Consider the following 15947-nt stretch of genomic DNA (forward strand, 5'->3'; position numbering starts at 1 on the left):
TTACGCGGGTGATTCGAGTTGCGGATTCGGATTGCGCAATTTCGCGCCGTAAGTCGTGCGCGGGCGCGTGTTCAACGTGCCGAGCATTTGATAATCCAGCGCGCTCGCCTTGGTTTTGGAAACGGCGCTGTTGGGATCGGCAATGTTGCCGAAGACAATGGCCTCGGCGGGGCAAGCCTGCTGGCATGCGGTGACAACTTCGCCATCGCGCAGGGGACGATTTTGAATTTCCGCGTTGATGCGCGCCGCGCTGATACGTTGCACACAGTAGCTGCATTTTTCCATCACGCCGCGCGAACGGACGGTCACGTTCGGATTGCGCATCAGCTTCAAGCTCGGCGTGTGGTAATCGGAAAATTGCAGGAAGTTGAACCGGCGAACTTTGTAGGGACAATTATTCGAACAATAACGCGTGCCGACGCACCGGTTGTAAACCATGAGATTGAGGCCCTCGTGATCGTGAACCGTTGCGCCAACCGGGCAGACCAACTCGCACGGCGCATTCTCACAATGCATGCAAGGCACGGGCATGTTGTTGACCTCGGGATTTTCCGGCGCGCCGCGGAAATAATTATCCACGCGAATCCAAAGCATGTTGCGGCCGATGCGCACCTGCTCGCGGCCGACCACCGGAATATTATTTTCCGATTGGCAGGCGATGGCACAGGCGTTGCAGCCGATACACGTGTTCAGGTCAATCGCCATGCCCCAGCGATAACCATTGTAGTCGTGCTCGTGCGGGTGGTAGAGCGTGTCGTCGCGCGCGGGAATGTCGGAGCCTTCCGATTTGATTTTCGCTTCAACGAAATGGGAATCGCGGCGCAAGTCATCCACCGTGCCCGTGAATAAAATATCGCGGCCTTCAACCGAATTTTGCAGTTGCGTGGTTGCCGGCACGTACGTCTCACCCGTTTTGGAAATCTCCAGACCTCGCGAAAACCACATCGCAGTCGAAGCGCGCAGCGGATACACATTGAACCCCGAGCCTTGGCCGACGTGGCCAACGCGCGCGCGCCCGTGACCCAGATAAACGGCGATGGAATTTTCCGCCTGGCCAGGTTGCACGAGAACAGGAGCGCGCAAAGTGCGTCCGTTCAAAAGAAGTTCGATAACATCGCCATTCGCGAGTTTTTCCTTTTGGGCCAGCGCGGGACTGATGAGCGCGGCGTTGTCCCACGAAAGTTTCGTAATGGGCTTGGGCAGTTCCTGAAGCCAGCCGTTGTTCGCGAAACGTCCGTCCCACAAAGAAGGATCGGGGCGGAAAGAAATTTCGAGGGCGTCGGAATTTCCCGCAGGAACCGTCGCGGGTGGCAATTCAAATTTCAATCGAACCGATTTCGGCGGCGACTGAGAATCCGCGATGACTCCGTCATGAACGGATTTGCGCCAACCGATTTCAAAGTCGCCCCAAATATTTTGCTGCCGCCAATGCTCACGAACGATTTCGTAGTTAGACGTAACCGGTTGCGCAATCAGCGCGGCGAGAACTTCATGCGCCGAACGGCCCGCATAAAGCGGCTGGATGAGCGGCTGGACGATGGAAATGGTGCCATCGCTGGCGCGCGTGTCGCTCCAGGCTTCGAGAAAATGCGTTTGCGGAATATGCCAGTGGCAGAGCGTGGAAGTCTCGTTGACATCCGGGCTCAGATGAATCGCGGTTTTGACATGCGTGAGCGCATTCACAAACGCGATGTCTGCGGGCGCGGTATAAACCGGATTTCCGCCGAGGATGACGAGCAATTCGACCTGACCCGCCAACATTTCCTGCGAAAGTTGTTTCAGCGAGGCAAGCTGATCAATCGGCGCGGCTTCGGCTGAAGCGGTATAAGTAATGGTGTTTCCAACATTGCCAAGAGCTTCATTAAGCGCTTGGGCGATGGCATGGACGACGGGCGGTTGAGACTCGCCAGCGATGATGATGTTTGCGCCGGAATTTTGTTTGAGGTCGGACGCAACGGCGTTGAGCCAGCGTGTCGCTGACGAGTCGAGCGATGAGGGCGTGGATTGATTTTGGATTTGAGCGAAAAGATGACGTGCGAGATTTTCGATTTCGGACGAATTGATCGGAAGCCGATGATCTGCGGCGGCACCGGTGATCGTCGGCGAACTTTCGGCAGCATAAAACCGGCTCATTTCCGCGCGGCCATCTTTTATTCGGCGAGAAGCGGCAAAGTCGCGGGCATGGCGAAGTTTTTGGGGATGCGAAAAAAGGAAATCGGAATCGAGCGAAACAATGATGCGGGCCTTTTCAAAGTGATATTGCGGTTCGACGATTTCGCCAAAGGCAAGTTGCGAACCAGCGCGCACATTATCGCGGGAGATGGCTTGATGCTGATGCCATTGGGCGCGAGGAAACTTTTTCAGCAGCGTTTGAATTTGTGCGGCGAGGGTGGGGGACGTGATCGTTTCTGTGAGCACACGAATACCCGCGCCCTGGTTTGTTTTTTGCGCCGCGAGCGCGGAATTGATTGCGCCGAGAAATGCGTCCCACGTGCTGATCTCACCGGCGTTGAGAATGGCTTGCGAACGATCGGGATCGTAAAGATCGAGAATGGAAGCCTGCTCAAAAATCCCGGCTGCACCAAGACTCGTGGGATGATCCGGGTTGCCTTCGATTTTGGTCGGATGACCTTCATGGCTTTCGACGAGCAGGCCGGTCGCGAAACCATCGTGCTCAATCGCAGTCGCAAAAAACAAAGGTTTGCCGGGAACGATTTCCTCCGGCTGTTTGACGTAAGGCACGATTTCGTTGATCGGCTGGCGCGTGCAGGCGGTGAGTCCGGCGAGGGCAAATGACGCGCCCATCAATTTCAAAAATTGCCGCCGGCTCGCGCCATCCGGCCATTCGGACGCTTGCGCGGGAAATTCGCGATGAAGATAGTTTTGAAACTCCGGCGTGTGTGCCAGTTCATCGAGGCTTCGCCAATATTCCGAGCCGCGCGCAGCGGTCAGGCGCGTGCGCAGGGCGGCAAGGTCGTGAGCAGATGTCGCGCGCGGTTTCATCGGTGACACAAGCTGCAATCCGTCATTTGCGTGGTGTTCACGTGATAAGCGGCGACGAGCGATTGGCCGCGAGCGGGTTCGTTGGCCGGCGGCTGCCAATGAAGATTGAAAACTTCCGTCCGCGGACGAATGAACTTCGCCGGATCGCGATGGCAGTTCAGGCACCAGCGCATGTAGAGCGTTTCATTTTTCCAAGTGAGCGGCATCTCATCCACCGCGCCGTGGCAGGTGGCGCAACCGATTCCTTTATTGACGTGAATGCTGTGATTGAAGAACACAAAATCAGGAACATAATTGACGCGTTTCCAATGAATCGGCGTGCTGGTGGCGAGGCTTTGGCGAACCGGTTCGAGCAAAGGCGCGGTGGTGAACAGTTGCGAGTGACAGGTCATGCAGGTTTCGCTGGGCGGCAAACCGGCGAACGCGGATTTCTCGACCGACGTATGGCAGTAGCGACAGTCAATGCCGATGTCGCCGACATGATGTTTATGGCTGAAGGGAACCGGTTGCGGAATGGGCACTTTCACAAGCGTGGTATAGGGCGACCAATAAACCGCGTGCAGCAGCCAGCCACTGAAGCACAAAAGTCCCGCCGCCCCGAGGATGCTGGCGCGCGCGATCGTATTTGTGCGTCGGTGAAAAATCTGAGGCATCGAGCCTTTCCTGCCGCGATCTTAGAAAACCGCAAAGAGCAGCTAAAATGCTGTGGCTCAGTTTTCTGCCGGATAATGGTTTCTCCGTTGCTTCAGAGCAGCGACGAATCTCTTTAGCATTTGGAATTCCAAAACGATGCAAACGCGCAATCGCGAGTTTTGCCGCAGCAATGCAAAAATCTTGCGCAGCGAAAAAATTGTGTGGAAGGAATTTTATTGCAATTTGCGAAAGTCCGGGCGCGTCATTCGCAATTTGCGGCGATGGGCTTGAAGTAAGGCGAGAGCGACGGAAGCGACGCTAAATTCGCAGGAAATGTCTCCTGTCAAACAACTCCGCTGTGCGTGGCATCTTTGCGGACAGGACGCACAGGGCCGAGTTTAATGACGTTTTCGGGATCGAAATCGGTCAGCTTCAACCAATCCTCGGTCACATCGGTCGGCGGAAAGAGATCGTTTTCTTCATACTCGCGCTGCAACGCCAGCAACAGATCGGCGCGTTGTAAATGCGTTTCCTGGCCGGTCTCGATCGTGCGTTTGATGGCAAAACTTTTTGCGCGCTCGACAATCGCCGCGATGATCGCGCCGCTCGCAAGATCGCCACGATACAGAAAATCTTTTTTGCCGCTGCGATACACGATTTCCAAAAACTGGTTTTCAGGAGTGCGCGCGTAATGGGCATCGGCGACCGCCTGGGCCAATTCCGTTCGCGGCTCGGCGAGCGGCAGCGATTCCTTCAAATAAATTTCATAGATGGCTTTCGCGCCAATCTGGTCGGGACGTTTCACGCGAATTTTGCGGTCAATACGGCCTGGGCGCAAAATCGCGGGGTCAATTAAGTCCGCGCGGTTGGAGGCCAAAATCACGACCACATTTTGCAGCGGCTCAATGCCATCCATTTCCGTGCAGAACATCGGCACGAGCGTGCTCAAGATGCTGTTAAAACGTCCCGAGCGGCGCGTGCCCAAAATGGATTCCGCCTCGTCAATGAACAGAAATGCGAGCGCGCCGTCTTTCGCGCGTTCGCGGCATTGAGTAAACAGATCGCGCACCTGGCGTTCCGATTCGCCGACCCACATGTTCAGGATTTCCGGGCCTTTGACGTGCAGGAAAAATTCCGGGTGATCCACGCCCGTCTGCGCCTTGATCTGCTGGCGCAAATTATAGGCGGTGGCTTTGCCGAGCAGCGTCTTGCCGCAACCGGGCGGGCCGTAGAGCAGAAAACCTTTTGGGACTGTGTGCTCAAAGCGCTTAAATAGATCGCGATGAAGAAATGGAAGTTCGATGGTGTCGCGAATGGCTTGCACGGCGTCGGCCTGGCCGCCAATGGATGACCACGGCAACTCAGTGACCGATTCCAGCGAACGCTCGATGCGTTTTCCCATGCCGATGACTTCGAGGGCCACGCGCTGATTGACATCGAGACGGACTTCCATGCCGGGCTTCAATTTTTCCTTCACGAGCAGCGCCGAACGCAGCAACACGAGCGAAGTCATGCCGGCTTCCTGGCCGATGCGCAGGCGTCCGTCGGAAAGCAATTCATCAATGCGCACGATCGGGCCGTTCTTGTCGAAGCCCAGGCCTTGCACCACGGCAAACGCTTCGTTGCACAAAACGCGCTGGCCCATCTGCAAACTGTTCAGTGGAATCTTCGGGTCCACGCGGCAAACGTAATCCGTGCCGCCAAGGCAGACGTGTGCCTTGTCATTTTCCACCGCCATCAAAAATGTGCCCACGCGAAACGCCGGCGAGCGAAGTTTCTCGACGATCTCATCCAGCTTCTCCAGCGCCTGCCGCGCCTGGTCATTCATCTCCTCAATGGCGGAGATGCGTTCGCGCAGGTAAATCAGATCCATGAGGGACGTGTGATGCGGCGGCAATTTGCCGGCGATCAGGTCCACCAGTTGCAGCGCGGAAAGGGATTCCATCTCCTCGTGCGAAAGGATGTCGCCCAACGGCGGGACGGATTCGGGAGCAGGGTTTTCGGCCTTCGAAGGCGACGAGGACTTTTTCTTTGATTCACCCATGCGATGAAGTTACTCCGCTTCTGAAGTTTTGCAAATAGGTCGTGCGCGAAGCGCAAAAAGTCTTGAACCACCATCGCCATCGTTTAACCTCCTGCACAATTAATCTCGCGCGCGTCCATGATTTTTTTGGCACGCGGTTATGCGGGCAGAGGTGCGGCAACATATTGAATCAATCAAATATTTTATGTCTCCAAGACCATTGAATGTCGGTTTGATCGGCGGCGGCAAGGGCGCGTTTATCGTGCATTCCCAACAGCGGGCAATTTTCATGGATGGCACGCGGCGAGTCGTCGCGGGCGCGTTGTCGTCAGACCCGAAGACGGCGATGGAATCCGCCGAGAATTGGCCTTTCCCGATCACGGGTTATCCATCCTACGATGCGATGATCAGCGCGCAAAAAAATCTCCCGCGCGAACAGCAACTGGATTACATCCTCATCGTCACTCCGAACTTCGCGCATTACGACCCGGCGATGAAGGCGCTCAAGGCGGGCATCCCGGTTTTCTGCGAGAAGCCGCTTTGTCTCACGACCAAAGAAGCCGCTGACCTCGTGAAAGCCGTGCGCAAATTGAATGTGCCTTTTGCCGTCGCGCATACTTATATCGGCAACTGGACAAGCTGGCTTTCGCGTTACATCGTGCGCAGCGGTTTGCTTGGTGAAATTCGCTGGGTGGATTCGGCTTACATTCAGGGCTGGCTCGCGACGAAACTCGAAGCCACCGGCCAGACGCAGGCGACGTGGCGCACGAATCCGAAATTGGCCGGCGGCTCCGGCTGCGGCGGGGATATCGGCACGCACGCGCTTCAGCAACTGCGTTTTGTCACCGGGCTCGAAGTCACGCAGGTTTCAGCGCATCTCGAGACTTTTGTCGTCGGGCGCAAGCTCGACGACCATTTCACGATTTATTGCAATCTCAGCAATGGCGGGAAAGCGCTCGTGCGCGCGTCGCAAATTTGCATCGGCTCGAAGAACGATCTGGGCATCACCGTCGCGGGCACGAAAGGCACCTTGAAATGGCGCGCGGAGGAGCCCGAGAGCGTGACAATTCTTTTGCCCGATCAACCGGAGCGCACGTACTGGCGCGGCGCGGTCAGCGCGGGCGATGGCTTCTTGCCTAAAGACACGCCGGCGGAACTTTTATCCGAGCCGACGATTCCCCCCGGCCATCCCGAAGCGTTCCACGATGCCTTCGCGCGGTTGCATCGCCATTTCGAGGCGGACGTCCGCCACTGGCAGGCAACGGGCAAGTTCAAGGCCGACGGTTCCAAATACGCGACGATTGAAGACGGCTGGACCGGCATGGCTTTTCTCGAAACCTGCCTCAAGAGCAGCGCGAAAAAAGGCGCGTGGACGGCGATGCCGAAAAAAATCTGACCGCGTTTCGCAATGCGCGGCGTGTGTTATAATACCCACGCACCGCGCATTTTTCTTTGATGCCCGGTTGATTTCTGGCATTGAAGCAAGCTGAAATGCAACGCACGGCAGAGCCACGTCACGCCCGGATCATCTGTGTGGTCCTCGCGCTGGTTACGCTCGCGCTCTATCTTCCCGTCGTCGGTTACGATTTCATCCTGTTCGACGATCCGGCGTACATCACTGAAAATCCCCATGTCCTGCAAGGCCTCACTCCTTCGGGAATGGTCTGGGCGTTCACGACGGGTGAAGCCAGCAACTGGCATCCGCTGGCGTGGCTTTCGGGAATGCTCGACGTCCAGATCTACGGCGTAGCGCATCCCGGCGGTCATCACCTGACCAGTGTGTTGTTTCACATCGTCAATGCGCTGCTGCTTTTTGTGGTGCTGCGGCGTTTTACCGGCGCGCTGTGGCGAAGCGCGGTCGTGGCGGCGCTGTTCGCGTGGCATCCGATTCACATCGAATCAGTCGCGTGGATCGCGGAACGCAAGGATGTCCTGAGCACATTTTTTTGGCTGCTCACATTGCTAGCCTACCATCGTTACGTGAAGGAATCTTCCGCGCAATCCCCGCAGGCAAAAAAATATTACGCGAGAACACTCATTTTATTTGCATGCGGCCTGATGTCCAAACCCATGCTGGTGACGTTGCCATTCGTTTTACTGCTGCTGGATTATTGGCCACTCGGGCGTTTCGCGGAAATCCCAACCGCCTCGCCATTTCGCAAACTGGACTGGCTGAAACTGCTGCGTGAAAAAATTCCCATGTTTTGCCTGACGTTGGGATCCTGCATCGTGACCTACCTCGTGCAAAAAAAGGGCGGCGCGGTTTTGGAAGTGGAAAAATTTCCGATGAGCTTCCGCATCGTCAACGCGATGTTTGCGTACCTCGGTTATCTGGAGAAAATGATCTGGCCGAGCGGCTTGACCATTTTTTATCCACTGACCGGCGGTGCCCGGCCGGTTGCGCAGATTGTGGCCGCAGTGCTGATCCTGCTTGGAATCAGTGTGGCTGCCGTCTATCTCGTTCGCCAGCGTCCCTATTTTCTTTTCGGTTGGCTCTGGTTTCTGGGGGTTTTGGTGCCGGTGATTGGGCTCGTGCAGGTCGGTTCGCAATCCATGGCCGACCGGTATTCCTACATGTCACTGGTCGGCATTTTCATCATCATCGTTTGGGGCCTCGCCGATTTGCTGGGCAACGGACGCCTTAATCGGCTGAATGCGGCGTGGGCAATTCTTATCCCGGCACTAACCGCTTGTGTAGTTCTGACCGCGCACAATCTTCCCTATTGGAAAAACACCGAGACATTGTTTCGCCGCAATCTCGAAGTCGTTCGCGATAATTCCACGGCGCACATGAACCTGGGCGTTTACTACGATCACACGCACAAACCCAAAGAGGCCGAAAGAGAATTTACCGCCGCGCTGAATTTGCAACCGCATTCCGGCCTCGTGCTTTCCGCCGTGGGACTTCATTATGCGCAGCAAGGGGAGATGACCAATGCCGCCGTTTTTTATAATAATGCTCTTTCCGAAGACCCCTCCCTAAGCGATGCCCATTATAATCTCGGCAATGTTCTCGCCGGCGAAGGCAAGCTCGTCGAAGCCGCCGACCAATATCAACAAGCGCTCCGCTCGAAGCCCGACTCGCCGGACGCGCATAATAATTACGGCGCGGTGCTGTTGCGCCTGGGCCGATTGACTGAGGCGCTCGATCAATTCAAGGAAGCGCTGCGTCTTCAACCGGATTATCCCGAAGCACAAGACCAACTCGGCAGCGTTTTTCTGAAGCTCGGCCATCCCGAAGTCGCGCAACTGCATTACGAAGCTGCCATTCGCCTCAAGCCCGATTTTGCCCACGCGCAACTCCAACTTGGCCTCGCGCTCGCCGAACAAAACTATATCCAGGAAGCCATCCCGCGCTTCCAAACCGCGATCAAACTTGAGCCGACTAACGACGACGCCTACTTCAATCTCGCCGCCGCATACACCGCATTGAAACGCTATGGCGAAGCTGAGCAGGCGTTCGGCGAATCGCTCTGTCTCAACCCGGATGCGCAAACCTATGCCCGTCTGGCGGGTGTTTTGCAAAGCGATGGAAAAACGGATGCCGCCATCCAGAATTACCGCAAGGCTTTGCAACTGCGTCCCGATTCGGTGAAAGCCTTGCAAGGGCTCGCGTGGATTTTGGCGGCGAGCAACAACGCGCAATTTCGCAATGGCGCGGAAGCCGTCAAACTCGCCGAGCACGCCAACGATTTGAGCGGCCAAAAACAATTATTGAACCTGATGACCCTGGACGTGGCGTATGCCGAAGCGGGAAGATTCGAGGATGCGATAAAAACTGCCCAGCAAGTTCGACAACTTGCGACCGCGCAAAACCAAAAAGATTTCGCCGACAAAGCCTCACAGCGGATCGCGCTATATCAATCCGGAAAAGCGTTTCACGAATGACGCAAGTTCGTGCTCAAAGAAAACGTCATTGAGGCGCGCCCAGCAACTCACCGACCTTCGCGCGAATATCCTTTTCGCGCATCAGTGATTCACCCACCAGAATCGCGTTGGCCGTTCCTTGCGCTACCCGCTCCACGTCCGCGCGCGAATGAATTCCACTCTCCGCGACCAGCAATTTGTCCCGGCCATCATTCGCCGCGCGCAACTTCGCTCCAAGCCGCTCGGTCGTGCCGAGGTCGGTCTTGAAAATTTTCAGATCACGATTATTCACGCCGATGACATTCGCGCCGATGGCCAGCGCGCGATCCAGTTCCGCTTCGTCATGTACCTCCACCAACGCGGTCAGTCCGCCCTCGGTCGCCAATTCGTGAAAGTGTTTCAGCCGCGCGTCATCCAAAATCGCTACGATCAATAAAATCGCGTCCGCGCCCCACTCAATCGCTTCGAGAATCTGCCGCTCATCAATGATGAAATCTTTTCGCAACAAAGGCAGCCGCACCGCCGCGCGAATTTGTTTTAGATATTCCAGCGACCCTTGAAAAAATTGTTCATCCGTCAAAACTGAAAGACAATCCGCTCCCGCGATTTCATACGTTCGCGCAATTCGCACCGGATCAAAATCCGCGCAGATGACTCCTGCCGATGGCGACGCCTTCTTGACCTCCGCGATCAATCCCATCCCGCCCTGACGCGGATTGCGCAACGCCGTTTCAAAATCCAGCATCCCACCCCGCGCCAGCGTCGCATGCTGCAGATCCCCCGGCGATACTGCGCGTGGCGGCAACTTCGCGATTTCAATTTTTTTCTGCGCTACAATTTTATCGAGAATATTCAAATTTATTCCTCGTCATCTTTCACGCCTTGCATGCGCTTCATTGGGCAACCGGCGCGCAGCCACCCGTTCACGAACGGATCCAGGTCGCCGTCCATCACGCCTTGAACATCGCTCGTCTCCACGCCCGTGCGCAAATCTTTTACCATGCGATACGGCTGGAACACATAACTGCGAATCTGGTTGCCCCACGACACGCTGCCTTTCTCGCCGTAAAACCGTTCCATCTCCTGCTTCGCCGCGTCCAGTCGTTGCGCGTAAATACGCGAGAGCAACAGCTTCATCGCCGTCGCGCGATTTTGATGCTGCGACCGCTGGCTTTGCGATGCCACCACCAAGCCCGTCGGGATGTGCGTGATGCGCACCGCGGTTTCGACCTTGTTCACGTTCTGGCCGCCTTTGCCGCCCGAGCGGAACGTGTCCACGGAAAATTCATCCGGTGGAATCGCGATCTCCTCGGTCTCCTCAATTTCCGCGATCGTATCCACACTCGCAAAACTCGTGTGCCGCCGCTTGTTTGAATCGAATGGCGAAATCCGCACCAGCCGATGCACCCCGCGCTCCGCCTTGCAAAAGCCGTAGGCGTTCTCGCCCGTGATCAACATCGTCACGCTCTTGATGCCCGCGGTTTCGCCCGGCAACGCGTCATTGATTTCCGCCGTCCAGCCGCGGCTCTCGACCCACCGCTGATACATCCGCAAAAGCATGTTTGCCCAGTCGCACGATTCCGTGCCGCCCGCGCCGGCGTTGATGCTGAGGATGCAATTATTCTTGTCGTGCAGACCGTTGAGAAAAACTTTCAGTTCGAGATTTTCGAGATCCTTGGAGAATTGCGCCAGGTCGCGCGTCAGTTGTTGCTCCTGCTTGATTTGTTCAGCTTCCGGCTCGGCTTCGCTGAGTTCGACCATCACGCGAAAATCGTCCAGTTGCGCTTCCGCCTTCAGCAGCGGGTCCACCTTCTTGCGAAAAGTGTTCGACTCATCAATCAGTTTTTGCGCCTGCTCGCGATTGTTCCAAAACGATTCGCCCGCCATCAAGGCGTCAAGTTCCGCCATGCGTTTCTGCGCGCCCGGGACGTCAAAGAAACCTCCGTAAATGGACCAGCTTCTCCGCCACCGTGACCAACTGCGATTTAATCGTCTCGAACATAGTTGCATATATATATGCCACGTTTTCTCGATAATCCAGTTGATTCATTGGATGGGGCAGCGCAGAAGCGAAGGAAAATATAGCGTGCAAAAATCGTTGTTGGTTCGGGCTGCTCCCCCCGATCAGAAACAGGCCCGTGACAAATTGGTGACAACCGGCAATAGGCTTGACCCAAAAAAGCGAAGCGGGCTTAGTTACTCCTGCAATTTTAAGTTATTGCTTTATGAAAGATTTTCACGCCAAGCACGCTTCGCGGGGTTCTCGATCTCACCAACCGAATCTTGGATTCACACTGATTGAATTGCTCGTCGTGATTGCCATCATCGCAATTTTGGCGGGTTTGCTTTTGCCCGCGCTCGCGAGTGCAAAAGCCAAGGCCAGCCGCATCTATTGTATAAATAACCAGAAGCAGTGGGGACTCGCGATGTCCATGTATGCGGACGACAACAGCCAATTTTATCCGGCCTCGCGCGATCTGCTTTATGTCGCCACGCCCGACAACAATCCCGTATGGACTGAGATGTATGCGGACGCCACCGCTACACCCGCCATCGGGCTTTCCGATTGGTATAATGCGTTGCCGCCTTATGTATCCGGCGCTCCACTCTGGCAATACGGAGCGAGCAGCATCAGCAACAATGTTTTTACTTCCTCCCGATCCATCTACATCTGCCCCACGGCTGCGGCCATACGCACAGTTCCGCCCGATCCTGATCCGGTGACGGGGATTCAACCGGGCGTCGGACCCGGACCAACTTTCAATTATGGGATGAACCAGCGCATCAACTTTAATCTTCCCGCTCCCGCCAATGTGCCTGAAACTCCGTTCAAGATCACCCAGGCTGCGAATCCCTCCGCATTCGTGGTGTTTTCAGAACAACGGGTGCATGCCAGTGAAACGCCCTATTACGGCACCAGCCCGGCGGACTTGAGCAGCACTTATAATTGGTGCAACCGTTTTTCCGGCCGCCACAGTGGCACGGGCAACATCGTTTTCGGCGATGCTCATGTGGCCAATTTCAAATACGGCTACGTGGTCGGCCTGGCCGCGGGCAAAGTTATTGATCCCAAAGATTCCGACATCAACTGGGAGTTTGACGGTCAGTAGGCGCTATTCTTTCGTCTTCGCATCAAACCCATTTGCAGGCTGCAACCAAACGCTTATTTGGCGTGAATGCGGAAGAACACATTGCTGCCCGCCGGCTTCCCGCACCATATATTATTGGTGCCATTGGCGAACACATTGCTCTGAACCGTGAGCGCGAACCAATTCGTCGAGGGGAGATTCGTGTTGGCCTCGGGAATGAATGCGAAGCCATTGGTGGTTGACTGCTGGACGGTGAATTGCACATTGGTTCCAACGGACAGATTGACAATCGTCGTCGCGGGCGGGGTGGGCGGCGGCGTGGGATCAACCATTACTACCTGTCCGCTGAACCCGTGAATCGAGCAATAATAAACGCAATTCGGGGCGTTGATAGGGACAGTATAGGTTATGGTCCCGGTGGAAATATTATTATTGACCACGCCGGCTGGTGTCGGACCGAACAAAGAGGTGCCCAGAGCAAACGGGTGAAACCCCGGGGTCGTGCTGATGGCGAAGGTATAGGTATGTCCACGCATCAAAGTGATCGTGGGACTGCCATCAACGCCATTGATCAGAAAAGCGAACTCTTCGTTAGGCGTGGAAACATTAAAATCCTGGGCGTGGGAAATCCCGGCGGCGAACAAGGTTGATGCCGCCAGCGCGAGGCACATCTGCAAACGGGCTTTAATTGTCTTTCTCATCTTAAATTCCTATGGTTTTTGGTCGTTGACTGCTTTATGACTCCCCAGCTTTCCTTTTGTTCCCGCGCGGTTGATTTTTTTGAGTGGCATCCGGTCTTTCCTTGGAAACCAGCGCTATCAGGCCGTTTCCCTGCGCCGCTCCGCTTGACTTCCGACCCCGCTTGAAGAAAAATCCACCCCTATGGCCGAACAGAAAGTCAATGAGTTGATGGAAAAAATCGTATCGCTGTGCAAGCGCAAGGGCTTCGTTTTTCAATCCTCGGAGATTTACGGCGGCATCAACGGCTTCTGGGATTACGGCCCACTCGGCGCCGAACTCAAGCGCAACGTCAAATATCTCTGGTGGAACGCCATGACCCGTTTCCGCGATGATGTCGTGGGCCTCGAAGCCACCATCATCATGCATCCCAAAATCTGGGAAGCATCCGGCCACGTCGCGACATTTGCCGACCTGATGCGCGAATGTCCCATGACCAAAAAACGCGTGCGCGCCGACCAGGTCGAATCGCAATCCGGGCTCGCCATCCGTTTCGACGGTGCGTTTCAACCGACCGATCTGCCGGAACTCAATAAATTTATTTCTGATTTTGCCCCCAAAATCGGCTGCGATAAAACCTACGACGAAGCCATCCAAAAACATTTTCTTTCCACTTTCACCGGTGACAAGACTCGGGTTGAACTCACCAAGGAATCTCCCGCCATCAAATGGCAATCCTTCGGCATCCTGCTCGCGCCGGGCAAACCTCGCGAAAGCGCCATCAAGACCGCTGAAGAATTTTATCGCCAACTCGGCATGAAAAACCCCGTGCTGCTCGGCGAGCGCAGCGAACGCGTGGAAAATTCCGTGGATTTTCATCCTGAAAGCAATATTGAGCTTACCGAAGCCCGCCCGTTCAATTTGATGTTCAAGACCTACGTCGGGCCGCTCGAAAGCGCCGACAGCGTCGCGTACCTCCGTCCTGAAACTGCTCAAGCGATTTTTGCGCAATACAAAAATGTCCTCGAGACTTCACGCCAGATGCCGCCGTTCGGCATCGCGCAAATCGGCAAGGCCTTCCGCAACGAAGTCACGCCGCGCAATTTCACTTTTCGCTCGCGTGAATTCGAGCAGATGGAACTCGAGTTCTTCATCAAGCCCGATGAAGTCGTGGAAGCCGTCAATGGCCACGTAACGGTGCTGGACGAAATTACTCCGCACTCCCCACTTCCCGCTCCGCACTCCAGTTGGGGCTGGCAGGCGTGGCATACTTATTGGGTTGAGGAACGTGTCCGCTTTTACGAAGGCATCGGTCTCTCGCGCACCACGCTAGGGTTCCACCGACAGACCGCGGCTGAACTCGCGCACTACGCCCGCGCCTGCGTGGATATTCTCTACAAATTCCCTTTCAGCAAACGCGATGCAAACGGCGAATTGATCGGCGACGAATTGGAAGGCATCGCCGCGCGTGGCGATTTCGATCTCAGCCAGCACGAGCGTTTCTCGGGCAAACCGATGAGCGTGTTCGACGAAGAACTTCGCGCCGCGTGGGGCAAGCTTGACGACGCCAGGAAAAAAGATTTGTCCACGCGCTATTTCGAGCATCGCAAAAATTATCTCGTCAAATCCGGCGTCGCACCCGAGCAAGCCGAGCAGGACGCGAAGGAAGATGCCGAAGGCTTGGCGAAGGGCCAATATATTCCACATGTCATTGAGCCGTCTGCCGGTGTGGACCGCCTCATCCTCGCGCTTATTTCCAATGCCTACGCCGAGGAACAAGTCACCGACGAAAAAGGCAAAGTCGAAACGCGCATCGTCATGCGTTTTCATCCGCGCATCGCGCCGACCAAGGTCGCGGTGTTTCCGCTGCTCAAGAACAAACCGGAGCTTGTGAAAAAGGCGCATGAAGTTCGGGAGATGTTGCGCCCACACATGACAATGTTTTACGACGAAGCCGGGGCCATCGGCCGCCGATATCGCCGCCAGGACGAAGCGGGCACGCCGTTTTGTGTGACGATTGATTTCGATACGCTCGGCGAAAAACCGGAGTTGTTGGACACCGTCACCTTGCGTGAGCGCGATTCCATGCAGCAGACCCGCGTGAAAATCTCGGAGCTGGTGGGATTGTTGTGTGACAAAATTCGTTAATGTCCGCGTCCTCCCACAAACCGGCGCCCGTCAAATCCGCGCCCACGCTGTACGTCATCATTTTCATGAAGCTCGCGAAGGGTCTTTTCTTCGCGGGCCTCGCGCTGACGGCGTATGTCCTGTCGGACAATAATCTTCCGCAGGAATATAAAAGTTTCCTGCTGGAGATGAAGCACTACACGCACCTTGATCCAGAGCGGCGTTTTTGGGTGGATCTTGCGGGGAAGATCAACGCGGTCACGGAAGCTGGCATGCTCCGCGCCGCGCTGGGAATTTTTCTCTACAGTTTGTTCGCGTTGGTTGAAGGCATCGGTTTGATCTTTCGCGTCACCTGGATTGGCTGGATGACCATCGGTGAATCCGCATTTTTCATCCCCATCGAAATCGCCGAGTTGATGCACGATTTTACCTGGATCGTTTTTGCCATTCTCGTGCTGAATATCTTCATGTTGTGGTATCTTTTCCAAAACCGCCAACGCCTCTTCAAACATTGAGCCCGCCACCAC

The 15947-nt window shown here is 55.6% G+C and carries 11 protein-coding genes; 5 read left to right on the forward strand and 6 right to left on the reverse strand.

All coding sequences use genetic code 11. The features are described 5' to 3' along the window. The 3 genes from VH413_10345 to VH413_10355 all read right to left on the reverse strand — a co-directional run bounded on the left by VH413_10345 (position 1) and on the right by VH413_10355 (position 5680). The gene (locus tag VH413_10345; protein ID HEX3799089.1) at positions 1–3003 is read right to left on the reverse strand and encodes a TAT-variant-translocated molybdopterin oxidoreductase; all 3003 of its coding nucleotides are present in this window, start codon (positions 3001–3003) and stop codon (positions 1–3) included. Further along, entirely contained in the window at positions 3000–3656 is a 657-nt protein-coding gene (locus tag VH413_10350; GenBank protein ID HEX3799090.1) for a cytochrome c3 family protein, read from the reverse strand. Before VH413_10350 ends, VH413_10345 begins: the two co-directional genes overlap by 4 nt. 323 nt (positions 3657–3979) lie before the next feature. Beyond that, positions 3980–5680 (reverse strand): AAA family ATPase, encoded by a 1701-nt coding sequence (locus VH413_10355; protein HEX3799091.1) that lies wholly within the window; start codon positions 5678–5680, stop codon positions 3980–3982. A 184-nt stretch (positions 5681–5864) separates the two neighbouring features. Between VH413_10355 and VH413_10360 the strand changes: the two genes are divergently transcribed. Further along, positions 5865–7055, forward strand: coding sequence for a Gfo/Idh/MocA family oxidoreductase (locus VH413_10360; protein HEX3799092.1), 1191 nt, complete (start codon positions 5865–5867; stop codon positions 7053–7055). 80 nt (positions 7056–7135) lie between these two features. Beyond that, on the forward strand, positions 7136–9547 hold the full coding sequence (locus VH413_10365; GenBank protein ID HEX3799093.1) for a tetratricopeptide repeat protein: 2412 nt from the start codon (positions 7136–7138) through the stop codon (positions 9545–9547). A gap of 25 nt (positions 9548–9572) precedes the next feature. On the opposite strand, the gene trpC is transcribed toward VH413_10365, so the two are convergent. Next, on the reverse strand, positions 9573–10382 hold the full coding sequence (gene trpC / locus VH413_10370) for an indole-3-glycerol phosphate synthase TrpC (GenBank protein ID HEX3799094.1): 810 nt from the start codon (positions 10380–10382) through the stop codon (positions 9573–9575). A gap of 2 nt (positions 10383–10384) precedes the next feature. Beyond that, positions 10385–11528 (reverse strand): peptide chain release factor 2 gene (gene prfB / locus VH413_10375; protein ID HEX3799095.1). Its coding sequence is split into 2 segments (ribosomal slippage): positions 10385–11458 and positions 11460–11528, totalling 1143 coding nucleotides; the frame shifts between segments, so codons are not numbered across the junction. Positions 11529–11751: 223 nt separating this feature from the next. Here prfB and VH413_10380 point away from each other — a divergent pair. Next, complete coding sequence (locus VH413_10380; GenBank protein HEX3799096.1) at positions 11752–12636, forward strand: prepilin-type N-terminal cleavage/methylation domain-containing protein; 885 nt, start codon at positions 11752–11754, stop codon at positions 12634–12636. Between the two features lie 53 nt (positions 12637–12689). On the opposite strand, the gene VH413_10385 is transcribed toward VH413_10380, so the two are convergent. After that, the gene (locus tag VH413_10385; GenBank protein ID HEX3799097.1) at positions 12690–13316 is read right to left on the reverse strand and encodes a hypothetical protein; all 627 of its coding nucleotides are present in this window, start codon (positions 13314–13316) and stop codon (positions 12690–12692) included. 181 nt (positions 13317–13497) lie between these two features. On the opposite strand from VH413_10385, the gene VH413_10390 reads away from it, so the two are divergent. Together VH413_10390 and VH413_10395 are read left to right on the forward strand one after the other, a co-directional pair. Then, entirely contained in the window at positions 13498–15441 is a 1944-nt protein-coding gene (locus tag VH413_10390) for a glycine--tRNA ligase (protein ID HEX3799098.1), read from the forward strand. Continuing rightward, a complete protein-coding gene (locus tag VH413_10395) occupies positions 15441–15935 on the forward strand; it encodes a DUF2127 domain-containing protein (protein HEX3799099.1) in 495 nt (164 codons plus the stop codon). The genes VH413_10390 and VH413_10395 overlap by 1 nt, the downstream gene beginning before the upstream one ends. Positions 15936–15947: the final 12 nt, after the last annotated feature.

The organism is Verrucomicrobiia bacterium (assembly GCA_036268055.1).
Classification (GTDB): Bacteria; Verrucomicrobiota; Verrucomicrobiia; order Limisphaerales; family Pedosphaeraceae; genus DATAUW01.